Origin of the sequence: Paenibacillus sp. An7 (assembly GCF_009870785.1) — a bacterium.
In the GTDB taxonomy this organism is placed as follows: Bacteria; Bacillota; Bacilli; order Paenibacillales; family Paenibacillaceae; genus Paenibacillus.
Genome location: NZ_WTWX01000033.1, coordinates 1 through 21,563, shown reverse-complemented (window position 1 = coordinate 21,563; position 21,563 = coordinate 1). Strand labels below are relative to the sequence as shown.

The 21,563-nt window shown below is 41.0% G+C and carries 21 protein-coding genes, 1 tRNA gene and 1 riboswitch; of the genes, 8 read left to right on the top strand and 14 right to left on the bottom strand.

Features of this window, described 5'->3' with window-relative positions; genetic code table 11:
• Nucleotides 1-88: 88 nt before the first annotated feature.
• Nucleotides 89-598, bottom strand: a complete 510-nt coding sequence (locus GQY27_RS20075; RefSeq protein WP_160037038.1) for a YwhD family protein — start codon at nt 596-598, stop codon at nt 89-91.
• 103 nt (nt 599-701) lie between these two features.
• On the opposite strand from GQY27_RS20075, the gene GQY27_RS20070 reads away from it, so the two are divergent.
• The 5 genes from GQY27_RS20070 (at nt 702) to GQY27_RS20050 (ending at nt 5,530) form a co-directional block, all read left to right on the top strand.
• The gene (locus GQY27_RS20070; RefSeq protein WP_160037037.1) at nt 702-2,681 is read left to right on the top strand and encodes a M1 family metallopeptidase; all 1,980 of its coding nucleotides are present in this window, start codon (nt 702-704) and stop codon (nt 2,679-2,681) included.
• A gap of 10 nt (nt 2,682-2,691) precedes the next feature.
• Nucleotides 2,692-3,522, top strand: coding sequence for a hypothetical protein (locus tag GQY27_RS20065; protein ID WP_160037036.1), 831 nt, complete (start codon nt 2,692-2,694; stop codon nt 3,520-3,522).
• 246 nt (nt 3,523-3,768) lie between these two features.
• Nucleotides 3,769-3,908, top strand: a riboswitch (cyclic di-AMP (ydaO/yuaA leader).
• Between the two features lie 4 nt (nt 3,909-3,912).
• A complete protein-coding gene (locus tag GQY27_RS20060) occupies nt 3,913-4,380 on the top strand; it encodes a C40 family peptidase (protein WP_160037035.1) in 468 nt (155 codons plus the stop codon).
• A gap of 167 nt (nt 4,381-4,547) precedes the next feature.
• Entirely contained in the window at nt 4,548-5,051 is a 504-nt protein-coding gene (locus GQY27_RS20055) for a GNAT family N-acetyltransferase (protein ID WP_160037034.1), read from the top strand.
• Nucleotides 5,052-5,164: 113 nt separating this feature from the next.
• Nucleotides 5,165-5,530, top strand: a complete 366-nt coding sequence (locus GQY27_RS20050) for a c-type cytochrome (RefSeq protein WP_160037033.1) — start codon at nt 5,165-5,167, stop codon at nt 5,528-5,530.
• 56 nt (nt 5,531-5,586) lie between these two features.
• Here the strand turns inward: GQY27_RS20050 and GQY27_RS20045 are convergent, their stop codons facing one another.
• Both GQY27_RS20045 and GQY27_RS20040 read right to left on the bottom strand, forming a co-directional pair.
• Entirely contained in the window at nt 5,587-5,883 is a 297-nt protein-coding gene (locus GQY27_RS20045) for a 4a-hydroxytetrahydrobiopterin dehydratase (protein WP_160037032.1), read from the bottom strand.
• A 208-nt stretch (nt 5,884-6,091) separates the two neighbouring features.
• Nucleotides 6,092-6,385 carry a hypothetical protein gene (locus GQY27_RS20040; protein WP_160037031.1) on the bottom strand — a complete coding sequence of 98 codons (294 nt, stop codon included), beginning with the start codon at nt 6,383-6,385 and terminating at the stop codon, nt 6,092-6,094.
• A gap of 147 nt (nt 6,386-6,532) precedes the next feature.
• Here GQY27_RS20040 and motA point away from each other — a divergent pair, with 147 nt between their 5' ends.
• The gene (motA, locus tag GQY27_RS20035) at nt 6,533-7,333 is read left to right on the top strand and encodes a flagellar motor stator protein MotA (RefSeq protein ID WP_160037030.1); all 801 of its coding nucleotides are present in this window, start codon (nt 6,533-6,535) and stop codon (nt 7,331-7,333) included.
• The gene (locus tag GQY27_RS20030) at nt 7,320-8,114 is read left to right on the top strand and encodes a flagellar motor protein MotB (protein ID WP_160037029.1); all 795 of its coding nucleotides are present in this window, start codon (nt 7,320-7,322) and stop codon (nt 8,112-8,114) included. The genes motA and GQY27_RS20030 overlap by 14 nt, the downstream gene beginning before the upstream one ends.
• A 62-nt stretch (nt 8,115-8,176) precedes the next feature.
• On the opposite strand, the gene rluF is transcribed toward GQY27_RS20030, so the two are convergent.
• Nucleotides 8,177-8,878, bottom strand: coding sequence for a 23S rRNA pseudouridine(2604) synthase RluF (gene rluF / locus GQY27_RS20025; protein WP_160037028.1), 702 nt, complete (start codon nt 8,876-8,878; stop codon nt 8,177-8,179).
• Nucleotides 8,879-8,922: 44 nt separating this feature from the next.
• Nucleotides 8,923-11,208 carry a PAS domain S-box protein gene (locus GQY27_RS20020; protein ID WP_160037027.1) on the bottom strand — a complete coding sequence of 762 codons (2,286 nt, stop codon included), beginning with the start codon at nt 11,206-11,208 and terminating at the stop codon, nt 8,923-8,925.
• Nucleotides 11,209-11,538: 330 nt separating this feature from the next.
• On the opposite strand from GQY27_RS20020, the gene tadA reads away from it, so the two are divergent.
• Nucleotides 11,539-12,057, top strand: coding sequence for a tRNA adenosine(34) deaminase TadA (gene tadA / locus GQY27_RS20015; RefSeq protein WP_160037026.1), 519 nt, complete (start codon nt 11,539-11,541; stop codon nt 12,055-12,057).
• A 135-nt stretch (nt 12,058-12,192) separates the two neighbouring features.
• On the opposite strand, the gene GQY27_RS20010 is transcribed toward tadA, so the two are convergent.
• From GQY27_RS20010 to guaB, 9 genes are all read right to left on the bottom strand, one after another.
• The gene (locus tag GQY27_RS20010) at nt 12,193-13,272 is read right to left on the bottom strand and encodes a hypothetical protein (protein ID WP_160037025.1); all 1,080 of its coding nucleotides are present in this window, start codon (nt 13,270-13,272) and stop codon (nt 12,193-12,195) included.
• 180 nt (nt 13,273-13,452) lie between these two features.
• A complete protein-coding gene (locus GQY27_RS20005) occupies nt 13,453-13,602 on the bottom strand; it encodes a small acid-soluble spore protein P (protein WP_160037024.1) in 150 nt (49 codons plus the stop codon).
• Nucleotides 13,603-13,614: 12 nt separating this feature from the next.
• Nucleotides 13,615-13,956: a hypothetical protein gene (locus GQY27_RS20000; RefSeq protein ID WP_160037023.1), complete on the bottom strand. Its 342-nt coding sequence runs from the start codon at nt 13,954-13,956 to the stop codon at nt 13,615-13,617.
• Nucleotides 13,957-14,112: 156 nt separating this feature from the next.
• Nucleotides 14,113-14,201 (bottom strand) — tRNA-Ser (locus tag GQY27_RS19995).
• 101 nt (nt 14,202-14,302) lie between these two features.
• A complete protein-coding gene (gene serS, locus GQY27_RS19990) occupies nt 14,303-15,583 on the bottom strand; it encodes a serine--tRNA ligase (RefSeq protein ID WP_160037022.1) in 1,281 nt (426 codons plus the stop codon).
• Between the two features lie 134 nt (nt 15,584-15,717).
• Complete coding sequence (gene pdxT, locus GQY27_RS19985; RefSeq protein ID WP_160037040.1) at nt 15,718-16,302, bottom strand: pyridoxal 5'-phosphate synthase glutaminase subunit PdxT; 585 nt, start codon at nt 16,300-16,302, stop codon at nt 15,718-15,720.
• 18 nt (nt 16,303-16,320) lie between these two features.
• Nucleotides 16,321-17,202 (bottom strand): pyridoxal 5'-phosphate synthase lyase subunit PdxS, encoded by an 882-nt coding sequence (gene pdxS, locus GQY27_RS19980; protein ID WP_160037021.1) that lies wholly within the window; start codon nt 17,200-17,202, stop codon nt 16,321-16,323.
• Between the two features lie 213 nt (nt 17,203-17,415).
• Entirely contained in the window at nt 17,416-18,735 is a 1,320-nt protein-coding gene (locus GQY27_RS19975) for a D-alanyl-D-alanine carboxypeptidase family protein (RefSeq protein ID WP_160037039.1), read from the bottom strand.
• Nucleotides 18,736-19,137: 402 nt separating this feature from the next.
• Nucleotides 19,138-20,595, bottom strand: coding sequence for an IMP dehydrogenase (gene guaB / locus GQY27_RS19970; protein WP_160037020.1), 1,458 nt, complete (start codon nt 20,593-20,595; stop codon nt 19,138-19,140).
• Between the last annotated feature and the right edge of the window lie 968 nt (nt 20,596-21,563).

The following is a 21,563-nucleotide window of genomic DNA, read 5'->3' as shown; positions in this document are numbered from 1 at the left end:
TTAAATAGCGGCACATCCTTTTTTTTAAACTGTCTACTTAATAGGGTTCAGTTCATATAATGCCGAAACCCTCTTTTATTTTTACCATTTAGTTCGTCTCTAGTGCCTGTTTGAGCTCATCTGGAGCTGCATTCCACCAGTCTTCATTATGAGAAATAAGCAGATGCTTTAATGCTGCCTTATCTTCATTTCCCAGCTCATCTAACATGACACGGCGCTTCATTGCATAATCCATTTTATTTACATGGTCAGCGAGAATCTTCCAACCGCGTTTTGCTTCTGTATCGATCAACATCTCACATGCGGTTGCTCCAGCGTAAAACTGGCTTTCTGCCGTACGATCTACCGCTACCCATACTAACCAAACTTGCCGGCCATTCGGTACATCTGCTTTTTCCGTAGAAAATTTAATACCGCGTTCTACCTTACTCTTTGCATGCATCGCACCAATATCAATGATGGCAACGCCGCCATCAATGATAACAGGAGAAACATTGTTCAAATCAATCGAACCTGAACCAAACCCTTTATGCTTACTCTTGCTGTTCACAATATTTAAGGCAATCTGCTTCTTGCCAATTTGACCGTTTTGCTCCATTTTTATGGCCTCCAAAAGTTGATACCAATATTTTAACTAATATTTCTCCGCTTGCAAACATATACATGCCTTAGATGCTTGTCAAGTGGGAGGTATTTAACGTATGACCCCAGTTCGCGCGAAAATTATTCTATCCTCTGTTCTTGCTATTTGTGTTCTCGGCGGCACACTGCTGCTCAGTTTAAGCCAAGCTCCGTCTACGCAATCTGCCCTTGCGCCGATACCGGGCAATATAAATGCCCAAGTGCCTGCGCCCTCAGAGGGAATTGTACAGACACCACTTGCCGAGGTGCTTAGTGACCGTGTAGTTGAATATCACATCGATGTTCAATTAACAGAAGACCATGTCCTTAAAGGCACTTCTACCTTGACATGGACTCATCCAGGTAAGAAAACGGTGAGTGAGCTTTATTTTCATTTGTATCCCAATGCGTTTGCCTCAGATGAGACAACCTTTATGAAAGAATCAGGAGGCAAACTCAGAGGAGATGCAATGCCGAAAGATGGTTACGGCTCCATGAAACTTACGGAAATTAAAACACCAGACGGTCTTTCTCTACTCCATCGCATTCAATATGTACAGCCCGATGACGGAAATATACACGATAAGAGTCTGGTCAAGGTCCGTTTGCCCAAGCCTGTAAAAGGGGGAGAATCAATCACCCTCCATATGTCCTTTGAAGTGGATATGCCCAGGATTTTTGCCCGGATGGGAACAGCAGATAACTTCGTTATGGCAGGACAATGGTTCCCAAAACTAAGTGTCTATGAACCAATCGGAACACGAAATCGAAAAACCGAAGGCTGGAATCTACATCAATATCACGGTAATTCCGAGTTTTACTCAGACTTTGGAATTTATAGTGTACGTATTGCGGTACCTGCTAATTATACCGTAGCAGCAACCGGTTTCCCAACCAAACCTTATTATAATAAGAACGATCAGCGTATTTATCAGTTCTATGCTGATGATGTTCATGACTTTGCTTGGGCCGCTTCCCCCGACTTTGTGGTTGTAGAAGAACCGTTCTCTGCACCGAATGTACCTGGAGTCCGAATTAAGCTTTTTCTAGACCCTGCTCATGCTGATCTTAAAGACCGCTACCTGTATGCAGCTAAATCGGCACTATCCAATTTTAGCAAATGGTACGGAAAGTACCCGTACTCCACATTATCCATCGTAGTGCCTCCCAAAGCAGGAAATGGAGCCGGCGGAATGGAGTATCCTACCTTGGTCACCGCTTTTGGCGCAGATGAAACGTCGCCTGGTTATGAGCTGGAGCGAACCGTCATTCATGAGATTGGACATCAATACTTCTATGGCATGATCGCAAGTAATGAATTTGAAGAAGCATGGCTTGACGAGGCCTTTACCTCCTATGCTGAGGAACGCTTAATGGAACAAGAATATGGGCTTTCACCTCACATCCCTTTGCAGTCTGGTTATATTACCTCTCCTGCCTCCCTCACGCAGGAAGCATGGAAATATGATTCACAGCAGCATTATGCAGAAAATGTATACACCCGCGGCAAACTCGTCTTGCGAGCCATTGAGCAGCAAATCGGCATCAAAAAAATGGACAAAGTCATGTCTGCCTATGCTGCCAAGTACCGTTTTAAACATCCAACGACAAAAGATTTCCAGACTGTACTAGAACAAGTTACCCGCAAATCATGGGCTGCTTTCTTTAATCAGTATGTATATAGCAACATGATGGCTGACTTTGCTGTAGACTGGGTCCAGGTAAAGGATCAAAGCACAGAAATGGAACCAAACTATATCTCAACTGTAAAATTGAGTAAGAGAGCTGGAGACTACACCGGAATCCCAGTAGTGTTCGCCTTTAAAGATGGTCATATGATTCGCAAAGAATGGGACGGCAAAGATGCGAATGTTATCTACAATCTAACGTATAAAGAACCTATAGAATGGGTCATGGTAGACCCTTCCTACTCGATCGCTATTGAAAACAAACATATCAATAACTATATGAGAGCTGAAGTAGAAGAAGAAATACAGACTCGGTTTAATATCAGTATTACGAAACTGATTGAAACCCTGCTTGGAAGTCTGTCATGGTGAGGTGGAGTCGATGAAAGTATATATATCAGAAGGATTCAAATCTATGAGAGATCATTATTTTGTCGTATTGTTTCTTTTTATATACCAGCTGGTCTGGGGAATGTTTCTTTATAAGATTGTTTCTTCTGCTGTGGTGCCTCTGTTGATGCGCTATCCGGATCCTCCGCCTCACGAGCTCAGTAAGGTGCTGTTTTGGATGGAAGGTCAGCTTAGTTTATCGGTAAGCCCGTTAGTTCATCAGTACGCCTGGCTGCTTTTCCTTATGTTCCTCATTCGAATGCTGATGACCCCGCTCATTCGAGCAGGTTTACTTCACAGTCTGCATGAACAAGGGAATACAGCAAAAGGTCTGGCTTTCTTTCAAGGTATTAAGAAACATTGGAAAAAAACATCTCTTCTCTATTTTATAGAGATCATCCTATTACTCATCCCTGCTTACTGGATTGTTCCTATTATTCTTCCGAATCTTATTACAGCTATCTATAATCTGTCTGTTCTTACTAAAATCATTCCTTACCTTCTCTTGTGGATGATCTACGGCTATATAGTAAAGCAGCTGCTGCTTTACTGTCAGATTGGTCTCATTGGAAAACGCAGCGGCTCTGTATCGATATGGACCTGTATCCGTTATGCCGTTCCTGTCACCTTGGTCTCCCTTTTGCTTGGCTTCATTACGCTGGCCATGTTTGGATCATTCACTGCCGTATCCTTAATTTGGACGGGACTCCTAGCACTGATTCTACAGCAATCCTATCATCTCATTCGATCCATTATGAATGTGTGGAAAATCAGCGCTCATTTTAGTCTGTGGAATTCAAAAACCAGCTCTGATAACTCCTAAAGTTAGCACGAATTACTTCTTACAAAAAGATAAGTCTAGCTCATTATCGTATGAGTCAGGCTTATTTTGTATTTTTTCCCTGAAAACGATTGCCAAATTTACACATATTCTGTTACAATAAGCCCAGAACATGTTGTGACAACTTTGTAATCTATTGTAACTAAATTGATCAAGCTTTTATTACATAATCATTTAATTGTTTTTTGAATTAGAAATACATAGTACATACGTCTTCACAGGTACATATCATCAGATACGCCAAATTCCTGGTACCTGGGAAGCGGGGGAACCATATTACGGGTGAATTGATCTCGCAATAGAGTGGTCATAGGGGAACCTTCTACCGAATCCTTAAGCTAACCTCGCAGGCATTGGAAGGAGTTTATTTTTTTGAAAAAGACATTAACTGCTGCAGCGCTAAGCCTAGCAATCGCATTATCCATTGGAACAGGGAGTGCATTTGCTGACTCCAAAATGGACAAGGTTATTGAAAGCGTTCAGGGAACAGACTATAAATACGGCGGAACTACTCTTAGTGGTTTTGATTGTTCTGGTTTCACGATGTACGTATTCGAGAAGCTGGGGATTGAACTACCAAGACAATCGGGTTCACAGTTCAACATGGGTACAGAAGTGTCTCGTTCTGATATTAGAACGGGTGATCTTGTATTCTTTAATACCAGCGGTAAAGGGGTATCCCATGTAGGTATTTTTGTTGGGGATGGTAAGTTTGCACATGCTTCTTCCTCTAAAGGTGTGACAATCAGTAAGCTTGACGAAAGCTACTATGCAAAGCGTTATGTAGGTGCAAAGCGAATTATGAGTACTGAACAGTTCGAAACAGCTACTCTAGACTAATATTTCTACATCATTACCCTAAGAACTCGGCCTTGACTACTTTTTTTACAAAAAGTAATCAGGTTCGAGTTTTTTTATTTATCCCCTATTCCACATTGCTTGCCTTGCCTCTCTCCTAACCTGTAGAGTGGTAGGAAAGATAAATTTTAGATTAAAGGAGCGATCCTATGACACAAGCAACCCCTGTTTTCCGAGTCATGCCCATGACCGAAGAGCAAGCTGCGGAGATTAGTACCTGGGAGTACGACCCTCCCTATAATATATATGGCTGGCTGCCTTGGGATCAGATGAAAGCTTTAGAGATTGAGTTTGGAGACCCCGTGCTAAGAGCACAGCAATATGTATCTGTAGTAAGGGATCAAGAGATGCCTGCACTATGTGGTTTTGCTCAGCTGTTTCCTATGGAAGGAGTCACTCGGCTTGGCTTTGGTATGCGGCCCTCTTTGTGTGGCAATGGGTACGGTCAGGCCTTTGTGTCTTCTGTTGTACATGAAGCTCAAAAAAGAGAGCCGAGCCATGTCATTGACTTGGAAGTACTCACCTGGAATACGAGAGCGATCCGAGCGTACGAAAAAGCTGGGTTTGTTATTGATGACACGTATGAGCGGCTGACTCCTGAAGGTACTCAATTATTCCACTGCATGATTTACAAAAAAACATGTCATATCTAGCCGAGTTTACTTATTCTCGCTTTTGTTTAAATATTTACCATAAAATACTATGAACCTGAAGCCGGTTACATTATAATGAAATAAGGAATGTACATAGTAGGAGGACACTACAAATGAAGAAATGGATCATGAGCGGTTTGTTTTTCTTCGCTTGCGCTTTTGCCCTCGTGTTAATGTTTACGGTACCAGGAAGAGAACAAGAGATGGCAGAAAAAGCCGGACCCGTTATGCCCCAGGTAACTCTGGACGCTGCAAGTGCTGAAGAAAAAGCTAAAGGAAGCTGTATCTCTTGTCATGGAAATCAGCTTGAAGGAGGCGTAGGTCCTTCCTTGCAAAAAGTTGGTGCTGAATCCAATGCCGAGCAGCTTTATAAAACGATTAGTAAGGGTAAAGGCGGAGGCAAAATGCCTGCTTTTGAAGGGCAACTTTCAGACGAAGAAATTGCTAACCTTGCTCTTTGGCTATCCGAGAAAAAGTGAATCAACAAAACACGCCTTATCCTCTCCTTTCTAGGAGACGATAAGGCGTGTTTTCATTACACTTGCATCATTCTGTTGTATGCCTCGTTATATTGCTGAGCCTCTTTAATATCAATAGCAGTGATGCCACCAACGTCCCAGGAAGTAAGTCTTAATGTGACTACTTTATGGTCAATCGTAATGAAAGGGTGATGATTAAACGCTTCGGAGATTAAACCTACTTCATCCACAAAAGCTATGCCTTTCATAAAGTTGGTGAATGTAAATTTGCGAACAATCCACCGACCTTCCTCGTACTCCCAACCTTCGAGTTTATCGAGATGAGCTTCTACTTCCTCTTGCGTAAAGACCATCGTTCAATCTAACCTCCCCTAATCAAAAAACGTATCCAAATCAGCATGCCCGGTGCCTTTAAAGATACTCTAGCTTGTGACTTAAATAGTATGCCCTACTGCACAAGCCTATCACTGGAAAATAGGAAGCCGTTCGCTTCCCGAACGGCTTTATTCGTGTTCCATCTTATCACGGAAGGAATGTTAAATCCAGTTGTAACCTATTCCTTTAAATGAGGGATACAAAGTCGAGTTCATCATCCCCGATAAGAATATTTAAGCGATGGAGTTCCTGATCATGAATAACAACCCCGCTGCCAACGCTAATCATTTTCTCAGATCCCAATGCGTAGAATAGATCCTCTGCAAGTGCTTCATCTACTTCCAAACGATCTTTTTCTCCCAGTCTCGCCCAGTCTTCTTCCTCCATCTCGAAAAAGATATACCGATCCGGTATTTTTCCAAGAGCCTGTATTAAATCTTGCCAAATATCATTATACTCGCGTCCATGTTTTACACCCATTTGAATGTTCACTCCATTTCCATATCGTAGTTCTATTATACCGAAAATAAACCTTCATAAAAACGAATCACATGTCGATAAATAAAATAAATGAGCCGGATGTCTCAATGAAAGGATTCAGATTAAATCTCACGGACGAGGTGTATCATGGAAATATCAACTATTATCGGATTAATCTTGGGAATCGTTGCACTTGTATTTGGTATGATCCTGAAGGGAGCGCCAATTATCAACTTGGTAAATAACCCTGCGGCTTACCTTATCATTTTTGGCGGTACCATTGCCACGATATTCATGGCATTTCCCATGTCTGAAGTCAAAAAAATACCGAAGCTGTTCAAGATTGTCTTCACAAAACCAAAACTTATCGAGAAAATTACGCTCATTAGTATGTTTGCCGAGTGGGCTTCCATTACTAGACGTGAAGGTCTGCTTGCCTTGGAATCGAAAGTAGAAGAAATCGATGATGATTTCCTTCGCGGCGGTATGCGAATGATTATTGATGGTAACGATCAGGAATTTGTACGCGACGTACTTATGGAAGATATTCATGCAACCGAAGATCGCCATAAAGTAGGTGCTCTTATTTTCTCACAAGCAGGCATGTATGCTCCAACTCTCGGTGTGCTCGGAGCAGTAGTTGGTTTAATAGCAGCTCTGGCTGATCTGAGCGATATGGAAAAGTTGTCTCATGCCATCGCAGCTGCTTTTATCGCTACCTTGCTCGGCATTTTCTCAGGTTATGTGCTTTGGCATCCCATTGCTAACAAACTGAAGCGTATGTCTAAACAGGAATCAGAGGTCAAACTGATGATGGTGGAAGGTCTCCTTTCCATTCAATCCGGTGTTTCTACCATTGCCATTAATCAGAAATTATCTGTATTTCTGACACCGCGTGAACGCGCTGAACTTGCTAATAAGGAGGGAGGAACAGGTGAAAAAGAGTAATAAGCGTCACGAAGAACACGAAGAACATGCAGACGAAAGCTGGCTCTTGCCTTATTCAGATCTCATGACACTCTTACTGGCCTTATTCATCACCTTGTTCTCCATGAGTTCCGTAGATGCTAAGAAGTTTGAAGAGATGTCCCAGGCACTTAGCAGTGCTCTTAATGGAGGTACAGGAGTTCTAGAACATTCCTCCTCTTACGATGCTGGCCCTGGTGCGGATCTTGGTAAAAACAAGAGTCCTTCCAGTAATCTAAATACGGCAACAGATGCCGCACTTGCGAAAAAGGAGCAAGAAGACTTAGAAAAATTAAAAAAACAGCTCGACGATTATATTGATAAAAACGGCTTAACTAATCAGCTTGATACGAAGCTCAATCAATCCCAGCTTATGATTACCATCGCGGATAATGCTCTGTTTGCTTCAGGAGCGGCGGATGTGAAAACAGAGGCAAAAGTGCTTGCCAAAAATATCTCCCGAATGCTTGAACAATTCCCCTCTTATGATGTCATTGTTACCGGACATACAGATAACATGCCTATTAGCAATTACAAGTACACAGATAACTGGGATTTGAGCAGTGACCGTGCGCTGAATTTTTTGAAAATCGTACTTCAAAATTCTAAATTAGACCCTTCTAAATTCACCCCAAGTGGATATGGCGAATACCATCCCGTTGAGTCGAATGCTACGGCAGAAGGACGTGCAAAAAACAGAAGAGTTGAAATCTCCATCATTCGGAAGTATAACGGAGAAACGAAAACAACAAATGTACAATAAATAAAGACTCAAAATAGAAAGAAGCTGTGCCCATAGCACAGCTTCTTTCTTTATTTATAGCATTAAAGCAGACGATAGTTAAGCATACGGCCAAGCTCTGTCTTTTCGTCTGGCGTTAAATCACGCCAAGAACCTTTTTTGAGAGAACCCAGCTGAATATTCATGATTCGAATTCTTTGTAGATGCTGCACTTCATAGCCAAAGGCACTACACATCCGCCGAATCTGACGATTCTTGCCTTCCGTCAGTATGATTCGGAAAGTACGTTCTGAGATCCGTGTAACCGTACAAGGAAGAGTTTTCTCTCCGAGAATTTTAACACCAGTAGACATTCCTCTTATGAACGATTCGGTTATCGGCCGATTTACGGTCACAATGTATTCTTTCTCATGTCTGCCTTCGGATCGCAATATCTTGTTTACTATATCTCCGTCATTGGTTAGCAGGATTAATCCTTCAGAGTCTTTATCTAGTCTGCCAATAGGGAATATTCTTTCCTTATGACCCACAAAATCGACGATATTTCCTTCGATATGCTGTTCGGTAGTACTTGTAATTCCAACCGGCTTGTTAAGAGCGATATAGACTGTATTTCTCTTTTCTTTCAAAGGCTTGCCGTCAACCAGCACCTCATCGCCCTCTTCCGCTTGGCTTCCTAAGACTGCAACTGCTCCATTAATCGTTACTCTCCCACTGTCTACAAGCTTATCTGCTTCCCGGCGAGAGCAAAATCCGGTTTCACTTATAAATTTATTTATTCGCAATCGGATCACACACCTTATTTTCATATATTTGATTGATTCACTTTTTATTTGAACTTATTTTGATTCAAAGCTGGCATCAGAATGGTAACTGTAGTACCTTCGCCTTGGATACTATCAATTTCCATTGTTCCTTTGTGCGCTTGGATGATACGCTGACTTACCATTAGTCCAAGACCCGTTCCCGATTCTTTACTTGTAAAGAAAGGTTCGCCCAGCTTAGGCAGTAACTCTTCAGGAACCCCCTCGCCTTCATCTTGAATGATAATCTCAGCATTCTGTCCAGCGTTCACTCTAATTCTGATTTTTATTTTTCCACCATCGGCCATCGCTTCCATCGCATTTTTCAGAAGATTAATAAATACTTGTTTCAGCTGATTCTCTCCACAGTGAACAATGGCAGGGACATCTGCATCCAGATAGATTTCGATACCAAGCATATGTGCTTGACTATCTAAAAGAGAGATCACATCACCCATAATAAAACGGATATCCTTAGGAGTAAAATTGGTAGCCTGCGGCTTAGCTAAAATAAGAAACTCTCCTACAATTAAATTAATTCGGTCCAGTTCAGATAACATCAAATCAATATGACGAGGATTCATTTTCTGAGTCTGCTGCTGAAGTTGTATAAAGCCTCTCAATGTCGTTAGCGGGTTTCTAATTTCATGAGCAACACCAGCAGCAAGCTGACCTACGGTTGTAAGCTTCTCAGAGCGACGTAAGAGCTCTTCCATTCGCTTACGGCCTGTTATATCTCTTGATATACTAATATAACCCGTTATCTTCCCCTCATCATCTCTGATTGGCGCCGTACTAACACTAACCTCGATACGGCTGCCGTCTTTCGCATATCGATATGATTCATTCGAGGGGATGGTTAGACCGCTGCTTAGTTTCTTCCGTTGCTCCTGTTCTTCTTCCATTAATTCTTCAGGAATGTTACTAAGGGGCTGACCAATGACTTCTTTACTTAACCAGCCATACATTTGTTCAAAAGCACGATTGACTTGAATAATATTTCCTTTTTCATCGGTAATATGAATAGCATCAGCTGTCTGATTAATAACAGACTCCAAATGTTCCTTTACCGCTCGATTTTCTTCATACATCTGCTTTAGTCTGCTCGTATAATGTCCGAGATTTCGAATCATTGCATTGATCCCGTTCGATAATTGTCCTAATTCATCGTTGCGCTTTAGTTTGAGATCATAATTAAAATGACCGTCTCCTACTTCATTCACTTTAGAAAGGATGGTCTGTATAGGTTTCGTATAGGCAGAAGCAAATAAATAACTTCCGAAAATAACGATTTCCATCAGTACAAGAGATACCGCAATATGACTAGTTAACTGTTCTGACATTACACTTTCAATTTCATGATAGTCGGTCACAATACTAATCACATATTTCTGTCCTATAGAATTAGTAATGGGAATCATATTTTTTAATACTTTTTTTCCATCCACTAAAGAGGTATATGACACATTATTTCCGGTTTCAATCGCTTTATTAATTGCTTTTCTATCCCTTTCAACTTCTCCATATCGATATTCCCCAAAAAATATAGGTTTATTGATAAATTTAGGATAGAGTTCATCTGTTCCATCTTCCTCCATCGTTGGTTGACCGAATGTAGCAGGATTAATTCCAGCAATGGAAAGAATCGATGGATTCACATCTTGAAACTTTTTGATATTCCCTTCCGGGTTGAAAAAAAGAACATAATCCTCAATCTCATCTGAATTCATGAATGGATTGATTATATAATTTCTTTCCCCGTCATGATAATAGCCCCAAATGTTTACATTCCCGGGGTCTGATGTAGCATATTCAAATCCATTTGACCAATAATGATCATATTTTATCCCTTGGGGGATTGTCACTTGATAATCTTTAAAAAGCTGGTTAAATGCAATATACCAAAATGTCATTTTTCTTGTTGATAACCCAAGTTCATTAGGATCTGAGGATTTTGTAACAACAATATCATCTTCTGTCTGAATCATTAGGGAAATAGCAGATACCCCTATCTCTTCACTTAGTTCTTCTAACTGCTCATTTGTTATATTATTAATATCCGGGTCCAAATTTTTAGCTGCATACTTCGCAGAAAGCCATAAATTTTTGGCCACCTGCTTCTTAACGACATCTGCATTGTCTTGATTCTGCTCCATGGCCAGTGCAATTTGCTTTGCTGCAGATACAATTCGTTTTTCACTATCTTGCAGCAAATTTTCCTGAGTCGTGTAATAACTGAGCGCGATGTTCAGTCCAAGTAAAATTAATAACGAGAACGACATCACCAAAGACAATTTAATTTTAATGGACAATCTCCAGCTCACCTCTTGGCTCGTATCCTGGCGAAAAGTGACTATATGTACGATTTTCTAGGGATTTATGTATAAGAATATCATACCTTCTTACAAGTTATTTGAAAAGGAATGACTGCATACGTAGTTATGAAATTGATATATCGACAAGTATTGAATAAAATAAAGAAGTAATACACAAAGTTGTTAACAAATCCACAAGCCTTTGGATAATATGTGTACAAGTCTGTGTAAAACTAGTTGGTTATCCACAAACTTATACACAACATGTTAACAACCCGAATATTTGTTCGTTGGATAAATGCTTGTCAGAAGGGATGTACTACGTTTATGGGACAGGACCAACCAAAATTTCATACTAAGGATGACTCCTTATATACAGATGAGTATTGGATGAATGAGGCAATTAAAGAAGCATTAAAAGCAGAAGCACTTGGCGAAGTACCTATCGGTGCGATCATTGTCAAAGATAATCAAATTATCGGAAGAGGGCACAACCTCCGCGAAGTTAATTATGATGCGACTGCTCACGCCGAGATTTTAGCAATCAAAGAAGCAAGTGCTCATTTGCAAGCTTGGCGCCTACTTGACTGCAAATTATATGTAACACTCGAACCTTGCCCCATGTGTGCAGGTGCAATAGTTCAATCTAGAGTACCACACGTCATATTTGGGACAACCGATCCGAAAGCAGGCTGCGCTGGAACACTTATGAATTTGTTGCAAGAATCTAGATTCAATCATCAAACGGAAGTTACGAGCGGAGTTCTGCAGGAAACCTGCGCCTCCTTACTTACTTCCTTCTTTAGACGCCTAAGACATAAACATAGCGCTAAAGAAGGATCATAAAGTGACAGCAAACGACTTACCCATGCTCGGAGGGAGAGCATTCATTTAGAGCCGGACAACTGTGCTGTTATTCTCGGCAAAAAAGGTCAAGCGAGGGATCTAGCTCCTTCACTTGACCTTCTTTTTCTTCTTTACTTAGTAACTGTATGCTTCGCTAAATAATTCCTGAAATTGTTCTATCGTTACAACATCGTCCCCTGCAGGGATGCCAATTTGGAATTTTTGCGTTTTATTAATGTCTTTATAGTGTTGTGTGATGGTCATATCTAAATTTACTGTCTCACTTGTGTCGGGATCATTAATGATAACATCAACATTTCCTTCTTGGTAAGCTGGAATTCCCTCTTTATTAATGGCAGTATTCATAGTAAACGTATTGATGGTTAAGTGGTTTTTCAGCTCTTCAAGATTAGCAGCTATCTGGCTCTCGTCCGTACTGTTTAGTTCTTCTTTCATTTCAGCTATTTGCTCATCCGTGATTTGAAGCATTTCTTTATATTCCGCTTTACCCATAATATCAATTACTTTAGGCATAACCTTGTTCAACAGAATGGTAATGGCTTCTTTGGCATTTTCATTTGTTACTTGGAACTGAACAAGCTGTGTAGCATCGACATCCTCAGGAACAGAGAACTCTTCCTTTTCAATACTCTTAAAATAGGTGTCCTGATCATATTCGGATAATACCGCGTCTGTCACTTCATTAGAGAACTGCTGAGATTTGGTTAGATCCATAGTTGCCGGACTCCACTCTACTCCCTCTTCTTCAGCCAGTTTCTTCATATCTATCTCAATGTATTTATTTACTAGTGTTTCTGGAATACCAAGCATAGGAATATTCGGCACTTTAATGTACATTTTATCTGTTGTCATCACAACAGGAATATTGTATGCAAACTCCATATCACCTTTCAGATGGATACCAATAGTGAACTCGCTTTGCATGGGGTCACTCTGGAACACCCCGTCTACACTTAGCTCTGCATCTTTCAGCATTGCTAGGACCATTTCCATTTCAGGAAGTTCATCAGACTGACTCATGGAAAAGTTATTAATTACTACTTTACTTGTAAGTGCAAACGAAGTCATCTCCGTTGCTTTAGCTGCAGCTTCTCTCACTGCTTCCTTAGGTTCTTGCTTAGCTCCACAACCTGCTAGTACGACGATTGCCGCCAGCATCATTGTTAACAAGATTCTTGTGTAACTCTTGTTCATGATTGCTCCCCTCTCGTCATTCATTCTTTTCATAAACACCTTTAGAATGATATCTCATTTCTCTGAGAAGATAAACACTTTTAGTGATATTTGGCTCGTATGATTTATAAAGAAGAGTTGTACACAAAAAAGGGCCCCCCTCTTGTGAGGAGAACCTTTGTAATGATGAAGATATAAAAATCAGCCTTGTGGATTATTATGATCTACATGGTTACGATTCTTGACCTTCTTGGACCCCGAAAGAGGCTCTGGGCCAGAGGAATGATCCTTTTTATGCCTCACACCAGTTGGCTGTGCTTCCGGTACTGGAATCGCTTTTGGCTTACTCATTAGATCCTCTCCTTAAGGGTTTGTTAGATACTGCACTGCTTGTGCACACTCGTGGATATGGCGCATATAATCATGCGTAAGCTGCTGAATGGTGTCCGTACGTTCATCAACATGCCGTCCATCCTTCTCTACATCCATCAAATCGACTCTGACTTCACGGTTATCTACATATGCACATTTGAAATCAAAAGAGTACATTTGGTGCCCTGCGGTATCGATATGAATGCGAAGGGTGTGTTGATCTGCTTCATCAGGTTTTACCTGTGCTTGATCACCTTTATTCAGCACATTCGGCAAACTCTCATTCCAAGCATGAACTAGCTGGGTTTGATCGATATTAAAAATTTCACTCATTAGTAACACCTCCACACCTTTTAACGTGTGACTTTTACCGCTTTTTTATGCACTTCTCTATACTGTTCATTCTTGTCTTCTCGCACCTATCTTTTTATATAGACCAAAAAAGCCATTCTCCTTAAATAAGGAAAATGGCTTGTCGTTTATGTGTTATGGCGGAGAGGATGGGATTCGAACCCATGTGGGCTTGCACCCTAACGGTTTTCAAGACCGCCCCGTTATGACCGCTTCGGTACCTCTCCAGGATAAAATAATTTTATTAACGTTTTAGCAACTTACTTAACGCTCAACAAAAATTATTTTATCATAGATTGTCCACATATGCAACTTTTATTTCAAAAAATTATTTTGGTGAAATAACTTCCACGCCGCCCATGTAAGGAACAAGCACTTTCGGAATCTTCACACTGCCATCTTCTTGTTGGTAATTCTCAAGAATAGCAGCAAAAGTTCTTCCTACAGCAAGTCCTGAACCATTCAGTGTATGCAAGTATTCAGGTTTGGCTTTCGCTTCGCGGCGGAAACGAATATTGGCACGTCTAGCTTGGAAATCTTCACAGTTTGAGCATGAAGATATTTCACGGTACATCCCGCTCTCAGGCAGCCACACTTCCAGGTCATACGTCTTGGCTGATGTAAAGCCCATGTCTGCAGTACAGAGAGCCATAACTCGGTATGGAAGCTCTAGAAGCTCTAGAACGCGTTCTGCATTTTTTGTCATCGATTCAAGTTCGTCATAAGAGTGTTCTGGTAATGTAAATTTGAGCATTTCCACTTTATTGAACTGATGCTGACGAATGAGACCACGGGTATCACGGCCTGCTGATCCTGCTTCAGAACGGAAACAAGAGCTGTATGCTACAAATTTCTGTGGTAACTGCTCAGCATCAATAATTTCTTCACGGTGATAGTTCGTCACAGGAACCTCTGCTGTAGGAATCAGGTAATACTCTGTGTCTTTAATTTTGAAGAGATCTTCTTCAAACTTGGGAAGCTGACCTGTTCCGTAAAGGCTGTCTTTGTTAACAATCATTGGAGGAAGAATTTCTTCATACCCGTGATGATCACTATGCAAATCCATCATAAAGCTGATTAACGCCCGTTCAAGACGTGCTCCTAGCCCTTTATAGAATGTAAATCTCGATCCTGTAACCTTAGCTGCTGCTTCAAAATCAAGAATACCTAGATCTTGTGCTATATCCCAGTGTGCTTTCGGTTGGAACGTAAATTCACGTGGTTCAGCCCAGCGGCGGATCTCTACATTATCATCCTCAGAAGCCCCTACGGGCACACTCTCATGAGGAATATTAGGAATAGCCATCGTCAGTTCATTAATTTGCGCTTCAAGTTCACGGATTTCTTCATCCATTTGCTTGATATTATCTGACACTTGGCGCATTTCAGCAATTAATTCATCCGCATCTTCTTTATTTTTCTTACGTTTGGCAACTTCACCAGATACCGTATTTCTCCGATTCTTTAATGTTTCTACTTCTTGAAGAAGTTCACGGCGGCGTATATCAAGCTTTGGAAAATCAGCAATTAAATCAACAGATTTACCACGGCGCTTGAGGGCCTCCTCAACTCTGTCAAAATCATTACGCAATATTTTAATATCTAACACGCAAATTTCCCTCCTAAAAAAAATAATCTTGACCTGCGACTAGAGAAAAGACTCCACCCTTATACGAGCGTTACCGGCCAGCATAAGGGAAAGTCTTCAAATATCACGAGAGTCAAGATCGTTATATTGTTATCTTATCTCAAGGATTTCAAGCTGCTTTCCACCATATTCACAAAATATTGATGCAACCGGTAGTCATCCGTAAGCTCTGGATGAAAAGAAGAAACTAATAGATGCCCTTCTCGAGCGGTTACAATCTCATCATGATAGGTGGAAAGAACTTCGACACCCTCACCAACAGACTCGATAAGTGGAGCACGAATGAACACTGCACGTACAGGCTCATCAATGCCTACCACGTCTAAATCTGTTTCAAAGCTTTCACGCTGGCGTCCAAATGCGTTACGAGAAACGGTTATGTTCATTAAGCTAAGATGAGCTTCATCTTGTCCAGATATTTGCTTCGCCAAAACGATCAGACCGGCACAAGTACCAAAGATCGGCTTGCCCTCTTCAGAGAACTGCCTAATTGCCTCGATAAAACCATACTTACGCATCAGTTTGCCAATCGTAGTGCTCTCCCCGCCTGGAATGATTAAACCATCCAGCTCATGAAGTTGCTCTACTCTTTTCACTGCTATGCCTTCTGCTCCGGCAAGCTCCGTAGTGCGAATATGTTCAGCAACAGCACCTTGTAATGCTAATACCCCGATTTTCACTCTAGACATCCTTCTCTCTTACCAACCACGATTCGACATGCGCTCTGCAGGGGACAATGAAGAAATTTCAATCCCTTTCATTGGCGCACCGAGATTCTTAGAAACTTCTGCAATCAGCTTATAATCAGTATAATGAGTTGTAGCTTCTACAATGGCACGAGCAAATTTCTCAGGATTATCTGATTTAAAGATACCAGATCCCACAAATACACCATCTGCACCAAGATGCATCATCAAAGCAGCATCAGCTGGAGTAGCAACACCACCTGCTGCAAAGTTTACAACTGGTAGCTTCCCGTTCTCATGTACATCAAGCAAAAGATCATAAGCAACACCCAAATTTTTAGCTTCCGCATACAGCTCGTCCTTGGACAAATTCTGAACTTTACGGATTTGGCTGTTAATGAAACGCATGTGACGTACCGCTTCAACAATGTTACCTGTTCCTGGTTCACCTTTGGTACGAATCATCGAAGCACCTTCACCGATCCGGCGAAGTGCTTCACCTAAATCTTTGGCTCCGCACACAAACGGTACAGTAAATTCATGTTTATCAATATGGAAAACTTCATCTGCTGGTGTTAATACTTCACTTTCATCAAGGTAATCAACACCTAAGGATTCGAGCACTTTCGCTTCAACAAAATGACCAATGCGAGCCTTCGCCATAACTGGAATTGATACGACTTTCATCACTTCTTCTACAATCGTTGGATCAGCCATGCGAGCTACGCCGCCAGCTGCACGAATATCAGATGGTACACGTTCAAGAGCCATAACTGCAGTAGCACCTGCTGCTTCAGCAATTTTAGCCTGTTCTGCATTCATAACGTCCATAATGACGCCGCCTTTTTGCATTTCTGCCATTCCTCTTTTAACGCGTGATGTGCCCGTTTCCATGTTTAAGCCCCCCGTATTATATCTGCAGTTTTTCCAATTCAATGCCCTTTTAAAAGGTAATATCCTATAGAAAAAGACTCGTACCTATCAAAAGTTTCCATTTTGGATTCTAACTTGATATTCTAACGTATGAATCCTGATTATACAACTATTTTGCTAAATACAGATTTATAGAAAGGTGTGCCACAGAAAGAAAATAAATGTTGCTTTTAATTAGAACAGGTTTTTAATGCTATCAAACATGTCACCAAAGAAATCACCGATTCCTCGGAACATAAGACGGAACCATCCAGCCTTTTCAACTTTCTCGGAAGTAACAAGGTTTACTGTTTGTTCCTGCACTTCATCCATACCTTCTACCTTGTAGGTGTATGTGATCGTGCCGGCTTTAGTACCTGCTTCGATTGGTGCTTCAAGCGTTTCACCTGCAAAATTAGTTGTGAATTCAGGTTCAAAAGATTCAGTGCCTTTTGGAACGATAAAATTAACCGCTTCTTCCGTTACAACCGGAACTGTTGCTTCTTTACCTTTAGATACAGGTGCCGTTTCTGCACCAGTTACCGTTGTCTTACCTGCAACTACTTGCTTCACTTCAAAGTTATTATAACCGTAGTCGAGTACCTTTTTCGTTTCCGTAAAGCGAGCAGGCTGTGTCTTAGCGCCCATAACTACACTGATTAGGCGCATTCCGTCACGTTCTGCAGTTCCAGCAAAACAGTAACCTGCATCAGATGTATGCCCCGTCTTCATGCCATCAAGACCCTCATACGCATACTGTTTAAAGTTTGTAATATCTTTGTTTGCTTCAAGCATCCAGTTCCAGTTAATAATTTTATCTTTCCCACGGAAATCATAGGATTGAAGAGATGTGAATTCAGCAAAGTCAGGATGATCCTGAACAATGTATCTAGTCAAAGTAGCAACATCTTTCGCCGTCATTACTGTCTCGCGTTCATCTTCCGGACGAAATTCTTCCGGCATATCACTTCGGTTGAGACCGGTTGAGTTAATAAAATGAGTATCGTTCATTCCCATACGCTTGGCTTCTGCGTTCATCAGTTTTACGAACTCTTCCTCAGAACCTGCCACATATTCTGCAAGAGCAACGGTTGCATCATTCGCAGAGCCAATAGCCATAGCAATATACAGTTCTTTAACGGTATGTTGGTCCCCTTCAGCTAGGAAAATACGGGAGCCCACACTTAATGATGCATTCTTTTTAACTGTTACGATGTCATCCCACGAAAATTCGCCTTGTTTCACTTTCTCAGAGACAATATATTCTGTCATCATCTTCGTCATACTTGCTGGCGCATAAGCTTGATCTGCGTTGACTGATAATAAAATTTGACCCGTTGATGCTTCCATCAGTACTGCTGACTTTACTGCAAGTCCTAGAGTATCAGGTGAAGGTACTTTAGAAACAGATGCTTTTGTCGTATCGCTTGTAGTGGCAGCTGTCGCTACCTGAGTTACTTGTTCAGCAGACACTGCTGCAGGAATCACCGACATACAAAGCATATTCACAACCATTAATGTAGCAACGCGTTTTTTAAACTTTGATCTCTCGTTTTGTTCAGAACGAATCAAAGAATGACTGTACTTCTTTTTCAATGGAATAAATCCTCCTCTAATCTTTCATAGTGCCGCTATAGGCAATAATAGCAATCTGTTAATTTGTAAATGTGGAGCATAATCGAAATGGTTAACAAGGACCAAAAGAAGAACCCATTGAATCAGAAAATAACTCATTTATATGTAATGTCTCTACTACATCAAGTAGAGATCATCTTGTCATGTTTTTCATAAGGTTCGTATGCTTGCTTGTATACTTATACAAGTCCTGTTTCATTTTAACACACGATATTCCGCAAAAAAAGACAGGCAAAGTGAAATTCACCTTGCCTGCCTGCTATATGACGAAAAATGATTGACCTACAATGTATAGTTTGGTGCTTCTTTTGTAATTTGGACATCATGTGGGTGACTTTCGCGAAGCCCTGCACTCGTAATTCGAATGAACTGAGTATCGTTACGAAGTTCATCGATCGTTGCTGTACCGCAATATCCCATACCAGAGCGAAGTCCGCCGATCAGCTGATGAATAGTCGCACTAAGTGGACCTTTATAAGCAACGCGTCCTTCGATACCTTCAGGAACAAGTTTCTTATCATCATCTTGGAAGTAACGGTCTTTACTGCCCATTTTCATTGCGCTAATGGATCCCATACCGCGATATCCTTTAAAGCGGCGACCTTGATAAATTTCAAATTCACCTGGGCTTTCCTCTGTACCAGCAAGCAGACTTCCCAGCATAACTGCATGAGCTCCTGCTGCAAGAGCTTTTGTAATTTCGCCAGAATATTTAATTCCGCCATCAGCAATGACAGGAATATTGTATTCACGAGCTACATTCGCACAATCATACACTGCAGTAACCTGAGGTACACCAATACCAGCAACTACGCGAGTTGTACAGATAGATCCCGGACCAATACCTACTTTAATAACAGATGCTCCTGCTTCAATCAGATCACGAGTTGCTTCACCCGTTGCTACGTTACCTGCAATAATTGTAAGACTTGGATATAACTCGCGAAGTTTACGAACAGAGTCAAGAATGTTTTTACTGTGGCCGTGTGCAGAATCGATCGAGATCAGATCCACACCTGCTTTTACCAATGCTTCTGTACGCTCGTACAAGTCACTGGATACACCAACAGCGGCACCAACAACCAATCTTCCTTGGCTGTCTTTTGCAGCATTCGGGAACTGAATTGCTTTTTCGATATCTTTAATGGTGATTAGACCTTTTAAAGTATTCGACTCATCAACAAGAGGAAGCTTCTCAATTTTATGTTTTTGCAAAATCTCTTGAGCTTGTACAAGCGTAGTACCTACTGGTGCTGTCACCAGATTCTCACTTGTCATTACTTCGGAGATCTTAATGTCATAGTTTTTAATAAAACGTAAATCACGGTTGGTTAGAATTCCGACCAATTTCTGTGCTTCATCAACGATAGGCACTCCGGAGATACGATATTTTGCCATTACATTCTCTGCATCAGATACTAGATGATCTTTAGTTAAAGAGAAAGGATTCGTAATTACGCCGCTCTCTGAACGTTTTACACGATCTACTTCTTCCGCTTGCTGTTCAACCGGCATATTTTTATGAATGATACCGATGCCGCCTTCTCTCGCAATTGCAATCGCCAAAGGTGCTTCTGTAACAGTATCCATCGCAGCACTGATCAGTGGAATATTAAGCTTCACGTTATCACTTAAACGAACTGAAACATCAACTTCCTTGGGAAGTACCTCAGACTTACGTGGTACTAACAAAACATCATCAAATGTTAAACCTTCCTTACTAAACTTATCTCCCCACACTACGATGTTCCTCCTTTTAATATATATAGACTGTAGATCTCTAAATGAAAGCATTTATGGATCTAATGAACATTTTCTGAAAATATATTATTGCAATCTTAGCAAAGGCCCATTTGCACTGTCAAGGAAAAGTAACCTGCTGTGAAAGAGTGTATTGCTGTACAAAAACAACTGTATGTCCCTGATGGACATTCCTAGATTATTCCTTACATTTTAGCTATAAACGTCAAAATGCAAAACCTGTACTAATATATATCATTTTAAAAAATTAATTGCTTTGTTTTGCACTTTTCTCTCCTCTACTAGTCTTTAAAAGTTATCCATGTATCAATCTCAATTATATAGTGAGAATATGTACTTGTATTGATTTTTTATCATGCAGCAGTAGGTTACTATTTATTCGTTCCTTAGCTATATTATATGATCGGATAGAGACCAGACACGGTGTCGTTGCCAAAGATGGCTGCAAAAGAAGAATACTCGGAATAGACCGAGTAAATCAAAAGAATCATGAAAGCACGGAGTTTAGTCTTGTTACATAATATGTACAGTTTGACTGTAACAAGTCCAACGATGATTCCTCCTAATACACTGTCTAAAGCTTTGGTATCCCTAAATTATCCCTTGCCTCAGTGGAAGCTAATAATCTTCTGCTAACTGACCTCTATTAATCAGCTTAGCTTTCAATACAGCACTCATTATCAAGTATGTTAGTCCTGCTGTAATTCCAGCCGTACCGTTGTCTGCACGTCTCAAGCCGACGGTATGGCGGATTGCAAATATAGAGCCATGTCATTGGATACAATGCTTCCTGCACTGCTCATCTTGGCAAAGATTCGCTGGGCCATTCTACTTGCTAGAGTGGGCAAGTTGCGCAAAAAAACCGTTGCTGACGTAATGTCAACAACGGTTTTCTATTTGCTTGGCGACGTCCTACTCTCCCAGGACCCTGCGGTCCAAGTACCATC

What these genes read in the sequence shown, in the direction of transcription:
- tadA (WP_160037026.1), top strand. Translation starts at nt 11,539, where the DNA reads ATGGGACAGGACCAACCAAAATTTCATACTAAGGATGACTCCTTATAT.
- GQY27_RS20075 (WP_160037038.1), bottom strand. Translation starts at nt 598, where the DNA reads ATGGAGCAAAACGGTCAAATTGGCAAGAAGCAGATTGCCTTAAATATT.
- GQY27_RS20050 (WP_160037033.1), top strand. Translation starts at nt 5,165, where the DNA reads ATGAAGAAATGGATCATGAGCGGTTTGTTTTTCTTCGCTTGCGCTTTT.
- GQY27_RS20070 (WP_160037037.1), top strand. Translation starts at nt 702, where the DNA reads ATGACCCCAGTTCGCGCGAAAATTATTCTATCCTCTGTTCTTGCTATT.
- GQY27_RS20065 (WP_160037036.1), top strand. Translation starts at nt 2,692, where the DNA reads ATGAAAGTATATATATCAGAAGGATTCAAATCTATGAGAGATCATTAT.
- motA (WP_160037030.1), top strand. Translation starts at nt 6,533, where the DNA reads ATGGAAATATCAACTATTATCGGATTAATCTTGGGAATCGTTGCACTT.
- GQY27_RS20000 (WP_160037023.1), bottom strand. Translation starts at nt 13,956, where the DNA reads ATGAGTGAAATTTTTAATATCGATCAAACCCAGCTAGTTCATGCTTGG.
- GQY27_RS20010 (WP_160037025.1), bottom strand. Translation starts at nt 13,272, where the DNA reads ATGAACAAGAGTTACACAAGAATCTTGTTAACAATGATGCTGGCGGCA.
- GQY27_RS20055 (WP_160037034.1), top strand. Translation starts at nt 4,548, where the DNA reads ATGACACAAGCAACCCCTGTTTTCCGAGTCATGCCCATGACCGAAGAG.
- GQY27_RS20040 (WP_160037031.1), bottom strand. Translation starts at nt 6,385, where the DNA reads ATGGGTGTAAAACATGGACGCGAGTATAATGATATTTGGCAAGATTTA.
- GQY27_RS19975 (WP_160037039.1), bottom strand. Translation starts at nt 18,735, where the DNA reads ATGGTTGTGAATATGCTTTGTATGTCGGTGATTCCTGCAGCAGTGTCT.
- GQY27_RS20005 (WP_160037024.1), bottom strand. Translation starts at nt 13,602, where the DNA reads ATGAGTAAGCCAAAAGCGATTCCAGTACCGGAAGCACAGCCAACTGGT.
- GQY27_RS20045 (WP_160037032.1), bottom strand. Translation starts at nt 5,883, where the DNA reads ATGGTCTTTACGCAAGAGGAAGTAGAAGCTCATCTCGATAAACTCGAA.
- pdxS (WP_160037021.1), bottom strand. Translation starts at nt 17,202, where the DNA reads ATGGAAACGGGCACATCACGCGTTAAAAGAGGAATGGCAGAAATGCAA.